The sequence below is a fragment of the Indolivaga macrotermitis genome, from assembly GCF_900128985.1.
In the GTDB taxonomy this organism is placed as follows: Bacteria; Bacteroidota; Bacteroidia; order Bacteroidales; family Dysgonomonadaceae; genus Dysgonomonas_A; species Dysgonomonas_A macrotermitis.
In genome coordinates, this window is the sequence record NZ_FQUC01000010.1 from 91,619 (window position 1) to 106,696 (window position 15,078).

The following is a 15,078-nucleotide window of genomic DNA, read 5'->3' on the forward strand; positions in this document are numbered from 1 at the left end:
GTTTAGGGAGCCGTTCCAGTACAGACATCTGATATACCTATCTGCAAATTTAGGAAATTATATTATAAACTGTTTAAAAATACTTCATGTACTGAAATTTAAGTATCAGTATGAGTATGTTACATAATGGTTGGGAGCGGACGATATAAAGGATATAAATTTTTAACAGACAAAATCTATGATTGTTGCTTATATTGTTGTGAAATAAAGAAGTAAGTGCTAAATTTGTTGTGATATTTCCTGTAATCAGATAAATCAGTATATTAGCTTAAAGTATAGGGAGGTGGTATAACTATCAAAATAGTATTATTTCTATAGATAATTGACACTTATATTTCAACTATTCGCATATTTAAATGAAAAAAATCTTACTTGCACTACTAACGTTTGCAGTTTTCAACACTTACTCTTACTCTCAAAAGTACGAGATCATTCAAAAAAAAGACAAGTATGGGATTGCCGAGGGTAAAAAGACCTGGGTAAAACCTCAATATCAAAAAATATCGGCTCTCGATAATAACTTCTTCTACGCAAAAAAAGATGGTAAATGCGGAGTAATTTCTCCCAGAGGTATGGTTATGATACCTATGGCTTACGAAGACGTAAAACATTTCGACGATGGCTTATACATTGTTAGGGATCAGAACCTGTGGGGTATTGTAGACCGTATGAACCAACTTGTATTGCCGATAGGTTATACCAACTTCGAGTTTCTGGACGATTATTTGTGCGAAGTGAAATCGCAGGGTAAATCGGGTCTTATCAATAAATTCGGTAAGGTACTTATTCCTGCTGTTTATGACGATATCGCAGCATTTTCGCCATACCTTCTTATGATTAAGAAAGACGGTAAATCGGGCTTGGTGGACATGAAGGGAAATCTGGTTGTTCCTGCCTTGTACGATGAATTCGATATAATGACCGAACGTAATATGTATTGTGTAAAGTCTGCCGGTAAAATCGGGTTGATGGATTATAGCGGACGTATGATTCTGGATGCTGTATATGATAATATCGAATACGATTCTCCGGTTGGATATCTACTTCATCAGGATGGAAAAATCGGATTTTATATTGCTGAGGGTAAGGTAATAGCACCTGTTTACAGTAAAATATTATTCGCCCAGCCCGAATTTGGCTTGGTGGTCGTAAAAGAGGGAGATAAATATGCTCTTATCACTTCGCGTGGAGTGGTGACTGCCGCTGCTTACGAGAATATAAGCCGCTTTTCGCCTCAGGGAATTGCTTTTGTCGAAAAATCGGGAAAACTGATGGCTGTAAATTACGAAGGCCGCGAAATGCTTTTGCAGGAAGTAATGGGTGGAGGTAACCGTCCTCCGCAATAATCGGGAAGAATAAACGAAAATATATAAGAAAGGAGGAATATCAGAGGTATTCCTCCTTTTTATTTATCTCAACATAAATACGATGTTAACAAATGCGTCGTAGTTGGGTAACGAATTTACGGTATAACTTAATATTCCCGAGTCGTTGATTCCTGTTATTGTAACACAAGGGTCGGCATAAGTAACGTAATAATATAATTGCTCCCTGTTGAAAAAAGGGATCGAACCCGGCGCACTTGTGCTTTTAATTGCCGGAGCCGAAAATCCTGTATTATAGACACTGTATAAATCGATAGTTTGAGTTCCCGTTAACAGGCTGCCTGTAGCATTGGCTGTCGATATATTGATCGATGGCATGTAAAAGAAGTGCCTGTTGAATATGGTTATACAAGTCCACTCATAAGTGCCAGGATTTGACGGGGTATCTTTGTATTGGGATATGCATTTGTAATTAGTGTCATATACAATCAAACCCGGTGCAGGACTCGATATGGCTGTCTTCTGGGCGGTTGTCATTTGGGGAATCAGGAATCCCTTGTCTTTACTGTATGCACTGATGTCTAACACGGACGAGGCATCGGGAGCATCGGTGTTTACTCCTATCTGGGCAAATGCAGATAGGGTTGTAAACAGTAAGCAAAATATGATTATAAATATCTTATTCATCTCTAAAATAAAAGTTATTGTTGTTTCGAATTCAATAATTCCGACCGTGTCATACGGTTACTTTTGAGTGTACAGTTCACAATATTTGCCTGCATGGTGATATCATCTATCGTAGTCCCGTCACCTTTGTAAGGTGTTATGGTAATGGTGTAGATTCCCGAATTGGGATACGAATGTACCTGAGAGTATTTACTCTGTGTTGAATTCACGGTTTGAGTAATATTTGGTGTACCGTCTCCAAAGTTCCATACAAGCTGCGAAGGAGCATTCCCTCCCGATAGATCGACCTCTACGCTGTAAGTACGGTTATGTGCGGTGCAGGCAAAAGGCTGCTCCTTGGGGATAATCCGGATGAATCCGGCAGCAAAGGTAGGTAAACCTAAGTACCCTGTACCTTTCAGGTAATCGGGAAAATATTTAATATTAGTACCCCCGTCATCAGGATTCAGTACGACATATATGTTTTTAGTCGGTTTTGCAGATGCCAAAGCAGACGTTCCGTATAATCTGTTGTCCATTCCCCTTCTTAAATTGGTTATACCATTGGATAATGCAGTAAATGCGACTCCGGCTCTCAAATTGTCCCAGGTATTGACATAAGCTCTGGCGCTTCCGTTATATCCGCTTGCAACATAGATATATTTATTGTTGGACGAGAATGATCCTCCGAAAGGATAAAGCGGAAAGCTTTGAACCTTGATGTCAGAAATAAGTCCGGTCGCAGGATTGAAATCGGATGAGATAATCTGGTATCCGGCCCACGTACAAGTGACAAGTTTAGTATAGTCGGGCGAGACTATAATTTCTCCAACATAAGATGATGTTACAGTTGTTATAAGACTACTTGTTATTGTTTGGTGCGGAGTTGCCGATATACCCGCAGATGTTATTGCCCATACATAAAATGTTTGGGCAGTACGGTGTATCAGCCAATAGTCTTTGCCATTTGTGTTTGGTACTGCGGCGATGTTCTCGTATACTGTACCGGACAGGATAACGTTATTCTTCGAAGTTATTTCTCCCAGTCCTCCATTTAGAGAAAGATCGGCAACCGAATAACAGACACCCCCGGCAGCCAGTGCTTGTGGCACTGTTATGATGTAATATTGGGTCAAGCTTCCCGGTTTTGGTACTACTATCCCCGATTGCGTTGCCGATGAACCTCCGAGTAAACCTGTGCCGTTTGTCATTACGTTTCCATTCCTATCGTAAACAGTCCTTCCGTCTGACGACATTAATAATTGTCCGTCGTAGGTAGATAGGGTAAAGCATCCTTCTTCGGTATACAGTGGCCCTGATATAGACTCGGGCATATCGGTTACTATAGTGCCATCACTTGCAGTGACATTGCTCAGGCTGTTAAAATTAAATCCACTATTGAATCCGAAGTGCCACCAAGCGGTTTCCTTCTGGGCTAAAGCATTTAGTTGTGTAAGTACAATTAATGTACTTAAGTATATTATTTTTCGCATTGGTTTTAAGTTTTTAGCTTCTTATTTGACAACAAATACTACGGTCATAAAAGAGTCATAGTCCGATTCGGCTTTGATGTCGTACGTCATCACGCCATTATCATTGATCGACACATTCTCAAGCACATCGGTATCATAGCTTGTGATGTAATAATACAGGTCGGTGCGGCTCGTGAAATAGGGAATATTTACAGGTGCTGCCGGATTTTTAATAGGTGCTGTAAATTGTGTCATGTATTCATTGTACAAGTCTATTGTTTTGCCTGTGACAACAGCCGAAGCATCTACCGCAATGGTTGGCATATAGAAAAAACCGTTTTGAGCATCTTTTTGAGAAAGGCATACCCATGCCGGAGATGCAGCTGTACCGGCATTCTGTGCAATACATTTCAGCGTGGTATCATATACCAGGAGTCCCGGAGCCGGGCTGCCGATTGGTGAGGCGAACTGGTGTTTATGCCTACTTGAGCCTGTGTTGTAAATATCCCTATCAGGCAAAGCATTAAGAAGAAACATTTTTTCATTGTTATTACTATTTGAGTTGTTGTTTTCAGGGTTTGTATGCCCTTTCGTTGTTTTTATAATAAGAGGTTGTTTTGTGTTGAAATAATAAAGCAGCAAAGTGCATACACTGCACCCTGCTGCAATAGGCAGTTGGCTTATTGGTAAATGGTTGTCCGGGGTAGTTTTCGAACGACAACAAAACAACAATGATTCTATCCGGTACAGCTTACCGAGCCAACTTATTTGGAAATGGATATATACGACGAAGTAAACGAAGGCATAAAAAAATGCTCCGTTATTTTGACACAATAGAAAATTTTGTTTAGTTAACGCCCTGTGATGCGTCTCTCTCTCTCTCTCTCTCTCTCTCTCTCTCTCTCTAATATTTTAGCACACAATATCAAATCTAAACTGTTAAAATTTAGATAATTATCGATGTTCTTATGTGTGAAAACCTGAATCATTCAGAGATTGTAATAGGTTGTTTGTAGGGCAAATATAGCGAATGTTTTTAATTTAGCAATATTTTAAATAAGAGTATAGATTTTAGTCTATACCCTTATTCTTGTATATTATTTTATCCTAAATGCTGTAATGTTGCTAAAATTATTAGACATCCCGATATTTATAGTTAAGGGTATTGATCCAGCATAGTCCAGTTTACCCAATAACAGATTGTACTGTTTGGTTGTGTTTGAGTCATTTTTTATAGTCAGATTAGCTACTAGATTACCAACACCTCCAGCCCATGCTAAACCGGAGAAATATCTTTTTTCGGTAGTGGATGTTGAGTAATCTTCTATGTCGGATGTTGAAGATAAAGTTCCGAGAGTTGAACTGTCGGCGAATGTGCTTTTAAACCAAGCTCTTTCTGTAGTACCGGTAGATACAACATCAAATATGATCGTTACAAGTACAAGCCATCTGCCTGGAGGCAAGTCAAGAGTTATACCTGTATTTACAAATATAGAACTTGTTGTATGAGGTATGGATGTATTGACCGTACTGAATTGACCGAGAATAGCTATAGGGGTATAGTCTTTCCATAATCCTTTTCCTGTGTTATCTGAATATAAAATTCTATTTACTTGCTGTGCTCCATCATCGATGCGCAGTATAGAGCCGGTAGTCAGGCTTTCTAAATGGAATTTGGCTTGAGGGGTAATTGTGCCGATACCCACCTTACCATCTTTCGAAACAACAATATCGTCATCTGTAATACCAGAAGTCAGGCTACCAGATGTGTCATTATTTGCTTTAGGGTCAATATGTAAAATTAGATTGTTGCTAATTTGCTCTGTATTAATACCTATTTGACCGTATAAAGAGGTGTTTATTACAAGCAGAAAAATAAAAATATAATATAAATGTCTCATGAAAGTTTTAGATATTAAAGTTATTGTTCTATACGTAAGGCTATTACCCTATTTTGGGGATAGTCACTTGAGCCGAAATTTTTAATAAATGTAGTAGCTGTGGGTAGATTATGTGCTTCGGATGTGTTTGCGAACAAATAATAAGTTTTATCTCCTGAACTTTGATTTTGTATAATGTGTATTCCATTAAATAGTGTTGGGGTATTTTCGTAGAAATAATCGGCAGTATAACGTCCTGTTATATTATCAGTGGAGACACTTGCTGTAGTTTGAGAATCGCAAAATATAAAATTTAGCCAGCAGGCATTATTATAGTTATTACCGGTAGCTGTAGTTTCGCCGACAAGATTCGTGAATATAACCCATGTACCTACTGACAATGTTATATTGATATTGAAATATGTTTTTAGGCTATTTTCTATTGTATTACTGATGCCTACTTTGGGTAATATTCCTTCTACTGTTTCCATTTCGCCCGGAAAGCGCCATGTTCCCAAACCATTTACGTCGGATACTAATACTTTGTATTCCAGTTCGTTCCCATCTTCGATTTGTATTGCCGTCTGAGGTTGTGTCACTCCGGTTTCCTTAGAGCTGATATCCAAACGTTTTACCGGTGTTATGTGTCCTAATGCGATTAAACCGTTTGCGTTGATAAAGACATCATTTGCTGCTTGTGATGCAGAAGGTAATCCGCTTGCATTATTATCAGCTCCTCCGTCGATATGCAATGTTCCCTGCTGAGCATTTAATGCATTAATCCCCACTTGAGAATGGGCATAAGAGAAACTATTTGCCACTATAATTGATATAAAAATTAATTTTTTCATTTGTCTTGTTTTACTTTTAGTATACATTGTTTATGGAATACGGAATGCAGAAACACTATCTTCACCGTATCCCATTCCTATGCTGTAATAAATGGTTCCTGCTGTACCTCCTGATAGATTCGTGATGTCTCCAACCATTATGTAATAAGTTTTTGAAGCGAGAGTGTTTTTTATGACTAATTTGCCTACCATATTGCCGGCAGGTCCGCCAACCCATAATATGTTTTTGGCGACTGGTGAACTTTCGAGGTCAGAACTGGCAACAGCTGAGAGGTTTCCCGATGTTTGCGCATCGGATAATGTTGTGCAAATAGTTGAGATATGAGGTTCGAAAATAGTATGGGAAGTCGTTGCGTGTAAGATGATAGAGACAACCCATCTGCCTTCTGTCAGGTTTATTTGAGCACCTGTCGAATTATATATTGGGTTGTTACCTCCTTTTCCTGCAGGAAGTGTGAGGTCGACTCCGGTTCCCCTTGTCCAGTATTTTCCGGATAAAGTAGAAATAGTTTTCCATGTAGCGTCTCCCGAAGTATTTTCAGAAGTCAGAACCTTGCCTTCTCCTTGATTTCCGTCTTTTAGTATAAATCCGGGAATAGGGTTATTCACGGTTCCTTCGGTTTTGATGTGTAATCTGCTATCAGGCATTGTTCCGATACCTAAATAACCTCTGTTTGTTACAATTACATCATCCTCGTAGCCCGAAAGTGTTGTTGTGTTTTCTTGGGGGTCGATGTGCAATATGCCTTGGGGACTTTGTGTGTTGATTCCTACCTGTGCATGGGATAATCCGAACGAGAATATACCCAGCAGAAGCAAACATTTCTTTTTCATTGTCATTTCAATTTGAGTTGTTAGGGCCTCAGACCCTCTTGTTGTTTTTAAGGTCACAGACCTTTTTGTTGTTTCTATAAAGAGTTGTTGATTTTCAGCACAGAATTTATTGATCATTTGAAAGTAAAGCAGCAAAGTGCATACACTGCACCCTGCTGCAATAGGCAGTTGGCTTATTGGTAAATGGTTATCCGGAGTAGTTTTCGAACGACAACAAAACAACAATGATTCTATCCGGTACAGCTTACCGAACCAACTTATTTGGAAATGGATATATACGACGAAGTACACGAAGGCATAAAAAAATGCTCCGTTATTTTGACACAATAGAAAATTTTGTTTAGTTAACGCCCTGTGATGCGTCTCTCTCTCTCTCTCTCTCTCTCTCTCTCTCTCTCTCTAATATTTCAGCACACAATATCAAATCTAAACTGTTAAAATTTAGATAATTATCGATGTTCTTATGTGTGAAAACTTGAATCATTCAGAGATTGTAATAGATTGTTTGTAGGGCAAATATAGTTAATAATTTTATAAATCAAGAATTAAGCTTTTTTTGAAGCGGGCTATCTTCTCTGTAAATTAATATTACTACCCTGAAAAAGCGACTGCATCCGTTACCGCCCACCGGCATGTGTATATATATACACATGCCGGTGGGCGGTAGACTACGGCTTGCAGGATATTTATAGACGGTTATATGTTCTAAATGTATTATCATGCTAATTATTAGATGGATATGTCTTTTTATGGACTGCGCTTATTACCGTCATTGAACCGTTATCTACCGTTCGCCGGTAAGGACGGTTAAAAATGTTCCGTTAAGACTAAATAAGACTTCGTAAGCAAGTGTTAACCCATTTTGAAAAGTATGTTTTTCATCTTTGTTGCATAAAGTTATGAAAACAATAAACAAACATATAATAATATGAAAACTCTAATCTCTTTTATCTTAGCTTTTGTAATTGCCTCAATGGGATTATACGGGCAAACTATTAAAGGGCGGGTTGTAGATAATGCAAACAATCCTGTCGATTATGCTACTATTGTACAACAAACCCCCGATTCGGTATATCTGGCTTCTACCATGACCGATACATTGGGCTACTTTTCCCTGCCTCCGGCTTCTGTACCTTATCGTTTGATTGTTCAACATCTTCTGTATGATACTAAGGTAGTGACAGTAGATACTCCCGATGTTGGTGTTATCACATTAGACGACCGCTCACATGCACTGGGCGAAGTAACCGTTCGGGGATACCGTCCGGCAGTGGCGGTCGAGAACGGTAAGTTGTCGTACGATATGCCACGCTTACTCGAAGGTAAAGTTGTGAGTAATGCTTATGAATCGTTGCTTGAGCTACCTGGCGTAAGGGAACAAGACGGGCGTCTTGTGCTGGCGGGAGCCAATAGCCTGACTGTTATTCTCAATGGTAAGCCTACTACTATGACTGTGGAGCAATTAACTGAAATGCTGAAGAATACACCCCAATCGAGGATACTCAAAGCCGAAGTTATGTATAGCGCGCCTCCACAGTATCATGTGCGCGGAGCTGCTATCAATCTGGTTTTAGATGGTGGTACATCGGAACATCCGTCGTGGCAGGGACAGGTAAATACTTCTTATACACAACGTACATACGACCGTGCTAATCTGGGCGCGACACTGATGTATTCGTCGTTCAGATTTTCGGCAGACCTGATGTATTCGTTTACAAACGGACAAAGTACGAATAGTATGGAATTGTACTCAAATCATTTATTGGATGGAACGGTTTATGATATCGAGCAATTTAACCGGATGAAAAGCCATGTGCAGATACATAATATTCGTTTGGGTACTGAGTATAAGCTTTCCGAAAACGATAAACTCAGCTTCACTTATACTTCGCAATTGATTCCGTCATATACAGGCACACAACGGTCGAATGGTACATACTCTAATTCGGTAAACCGGAAAACAAATGACAGTCCAGAGCAGATGCACAATATGGCATTGTCTTATTCTTCGGGATTTGGCTTGACTACGGGTGTCGATTATACTTATTATACCGATAAGACGATGCAGGACTTTGATGATGTCAGAGGCTCCGAAAACGAGCAATTCATGTCACATTCGTCTCAGGAAATAAACCGCCTGAAACTGTATGCCGACCAGAACCATAGCCTTGCTAAGGACTGGACCCTGAATTACGGGGGTGCTTTTACTTATGCATCGGATAAAAGCGGCCAGACTTATACAACTGTAACCGGAACCGATATTTCGGACAGAAATACAAGTGGTAGCCTGCGTGAATATACATACAATCTGTATGTCGGCTTTGAGAAAAAACTGACCGAGAAACTTTCTCTCTCGGCGTCATTGTCGGGCGAATATTATAAAATGGGTGATTTTGACCAATGGTCGCTGTTCCCTTCGCTGGAAGCTACTTACGTGATGGCGCCCGAGCATATTCTTCAACTGTCGGTATCATCTGATAAGGATTATCCGAGTTACTGGGAAATGCAAGGAGCAATAAGTTATCTGAATGGCTATACCGAAATTCACGGAAATCCATCGTTGCATCCTTCTAACGATTATACTGCACAGTTGAGCTATATCTTCAGAAGTAAATATGTGCTGACACTTTATGGTTCGCATTCCGACAACTATTTTGTACAGCTTCCTTACCAGTCGCCCGATCGTTTGGCATTAATATATAAAACAATGAATTTTGATTTTAAGCAGGATTTCGGAGCTAATCTTACATTACCTTTTGCAGTTGGCGACCGTGTAAGTTCACGCCTGACCGTTATCGGAATGTATAACCGGGCAAAGAGTACACGTTTTCATGACCTTTCGTTCGACAATAGTAAGTGGATAATGTATACATCTCTGAGTAATACATTCAATATTTCGAACAAGCCGAATATAAAAGCCGAGTTGTCGGGAGCATATATTAGCCCGTCGATACAAGGTCCCGGAAGTATTTCGGAACTTTGGAAAGTTGATGCCGGACTCAAATGGGTATTTGCTAATGACAAAGCCGAACTTGGACTGAAAGCTGTTGATATATTCGATACATGGTCTCCCGAAATGCGTTTGAAATATGCAACTCAGGATATAAAGATGAATGTGCAACAAGATTCGAGAGCTTTAACCTTGTCATTCACCTACAAATTTGGTGGATATAAGAATAAGGAACGGAAGAGCGTCGATACATCCCGTTTCGGACAACAATAAATAAGCATATTATAACGAAACATTTATTCCAACACTGATAGCCCTGTTGAAGGGTAACAAATAGAGCGGGTCATACGATCCGCTTTTGTTATCGGTATTCACTTTGGTAAACAGGTTTTCGGCATTCAAATAGAGCCGGATTTGAGGTTTGCTATTGTATCTGTCTTTAAGCATGTAAGATACATTGAGCATTTTCAGTCCGTAGTAATCTGTTTTTGTTTCGTTGCCGTAAGTATAGCCTGTTTTTAGGTCTGATGCTCCATGAAACAGCATTGCGAAATAAAATTTTTGATGCAGCTGGAATTTTGAATGAAAATTGTAGATATTCTGGGGGGTATTATATTCCCCGAGAATCGGGTGCGAATCATTATCCGCTGATATTGGGGTGTGTCTGATTGCCTGATTGTTCCGGGTATAGTTGGCTTGAAAATAAAGAGATATTTTATTTTTATTTATAGGCATGTAACTGGCCGAAAAATCCCATCCCCGGTTGATTAACTGGGTATTGCCCGATGTTATCATTACGCCTGCCGCAGAAGGTACTACTTCGAGCAGATTATATGTCTTCTTATAAAAGTAATCAGCAGTTATATAAATAGAATTATTCCTTTTTAAAGTTAAGTCAATACCTGCATTGCGTTGGTCGGTTATGATCCATCGGAGGTTAGAGTAAATATCCTTATCGTCACCGAATGGAGAAATAGCTCTGGTGCTCCCTGTACGTCCCCATGCTACTTTAGGTCGTAACCGGTAGAAGAATTCCGAATACACCCAATCCTCTCGCATTATATCCCATCCTGCTGAGAGAGCCGGAAGGTTTGCCGAGCTTTTATCCGGCTTTAGTTTTGATGATTCGCTGTGCCGGATACTTGCGGTGAGAGTGCGTGCACCATTCTTATAATTGTAATCGGCCTGTGCCGATAAGGTATTTATTATCTCCTTGCCGGTTGTATACCGATTATCTCCTGAAAGGTCTGTACTAAGCGGACGTAGGCGGTCTTGGGTATGTATATAACCACCTGTCAGATTAATATTGTGGTTGTATATATAGATGGAATGACCTATCGTATTATCCCACATCAGGCGTTGAGAGCGTCCGTTGTATACTGAGCGATAGTCATAATCGGGATTGTACACACTGTAATAGTTATATCCGGCAGAGGCAAGGGTTTTGTCGGATGAGTCTATATAATCGTACGATAAAAGCGATCTTAGATGGATTTTGTTCCACGGGCGTACTTCGAGTGTTGTGGCAGAGTAAATGCGGTCGGTCGGTTTGTGGTCGATGATATTTGCTCCGGTCGATGATTCTGTGGAAGAATTATCAGGATTGTAATCATATATTATACCATCGCGTTCCGAGTAGCGGTTATAAAAGAGCTGCTGGCTGATTTTTGCATATTGGTGAAGAAAAAATTCTCCGTTGACTTGAGCTTTTAGCTGACTGTCGTTAGATGATCTGATCGTGTTTTCGGTGTTGTCATACGAAACCGAGGCATTTAGGTTTACTCTCGAAAACCTATGCGAACTTCTGATATGGTAATGTTGAGTAAACCCTGTCCGCAAATGTTCGTCATACCTCTTTTTATCGAGTCTCGGAAACATTACAGAAGCCTGTTGTAGACCTATCCAAGTGTCTGCCTCGAGTGGACTGTTTTCGTAATAATCTTTCCGTGTGGTGATATGTACTACACCTCCGGATGCTATGCCCGTTCCGAATACCGATGATGATGCAACATCGGAAGTGATCCGGTAACTTCTTACATCGGCAGGATTAAACGGTGCATTCGGGACACCGTCTACTACGTATAAAACCTCACCTCCGGCTATATTACTACCTCCCCTGATATTGCTACCTGAGAACGGATTGTAATATATCCCCCTGCTGAATCCTTGGAGGAGGCTTTCTTCGTTGTTGGGGCGTCCTGAGAATTGAGTACCTACCCAGGATAGGCTTGTCGACATGTCGCTCTGTGAACTTTCTTTTGTGTAAATATATACCGGATGACTACAGATTATCTCGTTTTCTTCCAGAGTAACATTGATGCGCTTTTTTCCGTTTATTTCTATCGTCTGGCTTTTAAACCCTACATAGCTAAATTCTAATATGCCGTTTAAAGGTGCGGATATTTTATAGTCACCGTCAATGTCAGCCATAGTGCCGTTAGGTGTACCTTTTAAAATCACAGAACATCCGATAAGGGGTTCTCCTTCTTTGTCTTTTACTATTCCGGTAACTGTAATCATGTCAGTCTGTGCATACAGGTTCATATGCCCAAATAAAATAAGTATGCAGATAAGGTATTTCATGATGGAAGGGTGTTGTTTTATTACTTTAATCCTATAATTGGATACTTACTCCGGCACTGATTGCCCTGTTTACGGGTAAGAGATAGAGCGGGTTATATAGCTCGTTCTTATTGCCGGTGTTCACTTTGGTAAGCAGGTTCTCGGCATTCAAATAGAGCCGTATTTGAGGTTTTCGGCTGTATCTGTCTTTAAGCATGTAAGATACATTGAGCATTTTCAGCCCGTAGTAATCTGTTTTTGTTTCATCGCCGTAAGTATAGCCTGTTTTCAGGTCTGATAGCCCATGAAACAGCATTGCGAGATCGAATTTCCCGATTCCGTATTTAATATGCAGGTTATAAATATTTCTGGGGGTGTTGTATTCTCCGAGTATTAAATACGGATCATTGTCTTGTTTACTGTTATGCCTTACATCTGATTTATAATGGCTATAGCTGGCCTCGATAACCAATGTCGAATAACTGTTGGAAATAAGCCTGTTACTTGCCGAAAATTCCCATCCCCGGTTGATTAGTTGGCCTTTTCCGGATGTTATCATTGTGCCTGCCGCAGAAGGTACTACTTCGAGCAGGTTATATGTCTTTTTATAAAAATAATCGGCTGTTATATAGATATACCTGTCTGAAAAAGATGTGTTTATTCCGATATTGCGTTGATCGGTGATAGTCCATTTCAGATTGGAATATACATTTCGCTCATAGCTGAAAGGCGATATGGATCTGGTGCTTCCTGTACGACCCCATGCGGCTTTTAGCTTTAGTATCGAAAAGAAATCACAATCCCAAAAGCGTTCCCTCACTATATTCCAACCAGCCGAAACGGAAGGAAAATAGGCAAAATCTTTATCGGGTTTCAGTTTCGAAGATTCGGTGCGGCGGATAGCAGTTGTAAATGTGCGTCCTCCATCCCAGTAATTGTATGTAAATAGCCCCATCAGGTTATTGGTTATATCTTTTCCTGTTGTGTACGAATAGTTTCCAGAGTCATCTGCATTTAATGGCCGTAAGCGATCTTGAGTATAAGTGTAACCGGCCGTAAAGCCTATGTTATGTCCATTTATATAGTGGGAGTAACTTGCTGTACTATTCCACATCAGGCGTTCGGTTCGTCCATTATATACCGACCTGTAATCGTAATCTGGGTTGTATATATTGATGAAAGAATCATATCCCGTAGCCGATTTATCTGACGAGTCGGTATAGTCGTACGAAAAGGTTGATCTGAATCTGAAATTCCGGGGACTGGCGCTTAATGTGGTTGCCGAATAGATGCGGTCAGAGGGTTTATAGGGAGTGATAATTACTCCCGCAGACGATCCTTCCAGAGGTTTACCGGGATTATTATCGTATAATAGTCCATGACGTTCCGAATAACGGTTATAAAATAATGTCTGATCCAGTTTTAACGACCGGTATATGTATTTATTTGTATTTACCTGAGCCATCAGATGCTCGCTGTTCGACGACCTGACGGTATTCTCTGTATTGTCATACGAAAAGGAAGTATTCATTTCTACGCTATTCCATTTGTTAGACCTTTTTGTGGTTCTTAAATAATAATGCTGAGATAAGCCTGTTCTCAAATTATCGTCATACTTGCTCTTATTGAATCCGGGCAATGTTGACGATGCTTGCTGTAGCCCTACCCATACATCAGCTTCAAGAGGGGTGAAATTAAGCCCTTTCTTTGTTGTAATAAGGATGATTCCACCCGATGCCATCCCGGTGTCGAAAACGCTCGAAGAAGCAGGGTCTGAGGTAATCTGGTATCTGATAACATCGGCTGGATTGAAAGGTGCATCCGGTATTCCGTCTACTACGTACATCACATCATTGCCGGCTATACTGCTTCCGCCTCTGATATTGATACCCGAGAAAGGATTATAATATGCACTCTTATTAAATCCATTGATAAGGCTTTCTACTGTATTCGGGCGTCCGGAAAATATGTCAATTGTTCCCGATATGCTGGTTGATAAGTCATTTTTGTGTTGGTATGTCGAGTAAGAGTAAACAGGGCATCCGGTAAGGGTCAACTCATCTTCCTTTAATGTGATATCAATAGTAGATCTTCCTTCTATCTCTATTTCCTGACCTTTGAATCCGATGAAGAAAAATTTCAGTGTGGCATCTTTCGGGGCAGAGATACTGTATTTTCCGTCTATATCGGCCATGGTGCCGTTAGTTGTGCCTTTTAAAATCACAGAACATGCAATAAGGGGTTCCCCTTGTTCGTCTATTACTGTTCCGGAAACAGTAATCGTATCACTCTGTGCAAACAAGCTTGTGTGCGTAAAGAGAATAATGAGTATAGAGATAAGATGTCTCATAGTAAAAAGTGTTGTTGTTTCCAAAGTTAATATTTTATCTGGATATCAGATGATTATATTTAATTTGTATAAGCCGATCAGTCGGTTGTGTTTTGCTGGGGTTATTTAAGTTTTTGGTAAACAGCGCTTTCTTTTGTTATTAATAATGTGTCGATCAGACTTATTGAGATGTTGGACAAAGAGGGATT

Annotated in this window: 12 protein-coding genes; 4 read left to right on the forward strand and 8 right to left on the reverse strand. The window is 40.0% G+C overall.

All coding sequences use genetic code 11. The features are described from left to right. Positions 1 to 356: 356 nt before the first annotated feature. Positions 357 to 1,346, forward strand: coding sequence for a WG repeat-containing protein (locus BUC12_RS13330; RefSeq protein WP_062182357.1), 990 nt, complete (start codon positions 357 to 359; stop codon positions 1,344 to 1,346). Between the two features lie 63 nt (positions 1,347 to 1,409). Here the strand turns inward: BUC12_RS13330 and BUC12_RS13335 are convergent, their stop codons facing one another. Genes BUC12_RS13335 through BUC12_RS19880 form a run of 3 tightly spaced genes read right to left on the reverse strand, consistent with a single transcriptional unit; the run spans position 1,410 to position 4,000 of the window. After that, positions 1,410 to 2,012 carry a hypothetical protein gene (locus BUC12_RS13335; RefSeq protein WP_062182360.1) on the reverse strand — a complete coding sequence of 201 codons (603 nt, stop codon included), beginning with the start codon at positions 2,010 to 2,012 and terminating at the stop codon, positions 1,410 to 1,412. Between the two features lie 14 nt (positions 2,013 to 2,026). Then, on the reverse strand, positions 2,027 to 3,484 hold the full coding sequence (locus BUC12_RS13340) for a hypothetical protein (protein WP_062182363.1): 1,458 nt from the start codon (positions 3,482 to 3,484) through the stop codon (positions 2,027 to 2,029). Positions 3,485 to 3,505: 21 nt separating this feature from the next. After that, entirely contained in the window at positions 3,506 to 4,000 is a 495-nt protein-coding gene (locus BUC12_RS19880; RefSeq protein ID WP_062182366.1) for a hypothetical protein, read from the reverse strand. A gap of 106 nt (positions 4,001 to 4,106) precedes the next feature. On the opposite strand from BUC12_RS19880, the gene BUC12_RS20080 reads away from it, so the two are divergent. Continuing rightward, positions 4,107 to 4,259: a hypothetical protein gene (locus BUC12_RS20080; RefSeq protein ID WP_157257559.1), complete on the forward strand. Its 153-nt coding sequence runs from the start codon at positions 4,107 to 4,109 to the stop codon at positions 4,257 to 4,259. 301 nt (positions 4,260 to 4,560) lie between these two features. On the opposite strand, the gene BUC12_RS13350 is transcribed toward BUC12_RS20080, so the two are convergent. The 3 genes from BUC12_RS13350 to BUC12_RS13360 are packed head-to-tail and all read right to left on the reverse strand — an operon-like array spanning position 4,561 to position 7,028. Beyond that, positions 4,561 to 5,364, reverse strand: a complete 804-nt coding sequence (locus BUC12_RS13350; RefSeq protein WP_062183747.1) for a hypothetical protein — start codon at positions 5,362 to 5,364, stop codon at positions 4,561 to 4,563. A 20-nt stretch (positions 5,365 to 5,384) separates the two neighbouring features. After that, complete coding sequence (locus BUC12_RS13355) at positions 5,385 to 6,194, reverse strand: hypothetical protein (protein ID WP_062183744.1); 810 nt, start codon at positions 6,192 to 6,194, stop codon at positions 5,385 to 5,387. A gap of 30 nt (positions 6,195 to 6,224) precedes the next feature. Continuing rightward, positions 6,225 to 7,028, reverse strand: a complete 804-nt coding sequence (locus tag BUC12_RS13360; protein ID WP_139262061.1) for a hypothetical protein — start codon at positions 7,026 to 7,028, stop codon at positions 6,225 to 6,227. Positions 7,029 to 7,164: 136 nt separating this feature from the next. Between BUC12_RS13360 and BUC12_RS20085 the strand changes: the two genes are divergently transcribed. Then, positions 7,165 to 7,329 (forward strand): hypothetical protein, encoded by a 165-nt coding sequence (locus BUC12_RS20085; protein ID WP_157257571.1) that lies wholly within the window; start codon positions 7,165 to 7,167, stop codon positions 7,327 to 7,329. Between the two features lie 627 nt (positions 7,330 to 7,956). Then, complete coding sequence (locus tag BUC12_RS13365; RefSeq protein ID WP_062183738.1) at positions 7,957 to 10,251, forward strand: outer membrane beta-barrel family protein; 2,295 nt, start codon at positions 7,957 to 7,959, stop codon at positions 10,249 to 10,251. 9 nt (positions 10,252 to 10,260) lie between these two features. Here the strand turns inward: BUC12_RS13365 and BUC12_RS13370 are convergent, their stop codons facing one another. Both BUC12_RS13370 and BUC12_RS13375 read right to left on the reverse strand, forming a co-directional pair. Continuing rightward, on the reverse strand, positions 10,261 to 12,561 hold the full coding sequence (locus BUC12_RS13370) for a carboxypeptidase-like regulatory domain-containing protein (protein ID WP_062183735.1): 2,301 nt from the start codon (positions 12,559 to 12,561) through the stop codon (positions 10,261 to 10,263). Positions 12,562 to 12,592: 31 nt separating this feature from the next. Continuing rightward, on the reverse strand, positions 12,593 to 14,890 hold the full coding sequence (locus tag BUC12_RS13375; protein ID WP_062183732.1) for a carboxypeptidase-like regulatory domain-containing protein: 2,298 nt from the start codon (positions 14,888 to 14,890) through the stop codon (positions 12,593 to 12,595). Between the last annotated feature and the right edge of the window lie 188 nt (positions 14,891 to 15,078).

Coding starts and splice junctions, on each gene's coding strand:
- BUC12_RS13370 (WP_062183735.1), bottom strand. CDS start 12,561: ATGAAATACCTTATCTGCATACTTATTTTATTTGGGCATATGAACCTG.
- BUC12_RS13350 (WP_062183747.1), bottom strand. CDS start 5,364: ATGAGACATTTATATTATATTTTTATTTTTCTGCTTGTAATAAACACC.
- BUC12_RS13330 (WP_062182357.1), top strand. CDS start 357: ATGAAAAAAATCTTACTTGCACTACTAACGTTTGCAGTTTTCAACACT.
- BUC12_RS13335 (WP_062182360.1), bottom strand. CDS start 2,012: ATGAATAAGATATTTATAATCATATTTTGCTTACTGTTTACAACCCTA.
- BUC12_RS19880 (WP_062182366.1), bottom strand. CDS start 4,000: ATGTTTCTTCTTAATGCTTTGCCTGATAGGGATATTTACAACACAGGC.
- BUC12_RS13365 (WP_062183738.1), top strand. CDS start 7,957: ATGAAAACTCTAATCTCTTTTATCTTAGCTTTTGTAATTGCCTCAATG.
- BUC12_RS13355 (WP_062183744.1), bottom strand. CDS start 6,194: ATGAAAAAATTAATTTTTATATCAATTATAGTGGCAAATAGTTTCTCT.
- BUC12_RS13375 (WP_062183732.1), bottom strand. CDS start 14,890: ATGAGACATCTTATCTCTATACTCATTATTCTCTTTACGCACACAAGC.
- BUC12_RS13340 (WP_062182363.1), bottom strand. CDS start 3,484: ATGCGAAAAATAATATACTTAAGTACATTAATTGTACTTACACAACTA.
- BUC12_RS13360 (WP_139262061.1), bottom strand. CDS start 7,028: ATGAAAAAGAAATGTTTGCTTCTGCTGGGTATATTCTCGTTCGGATTA.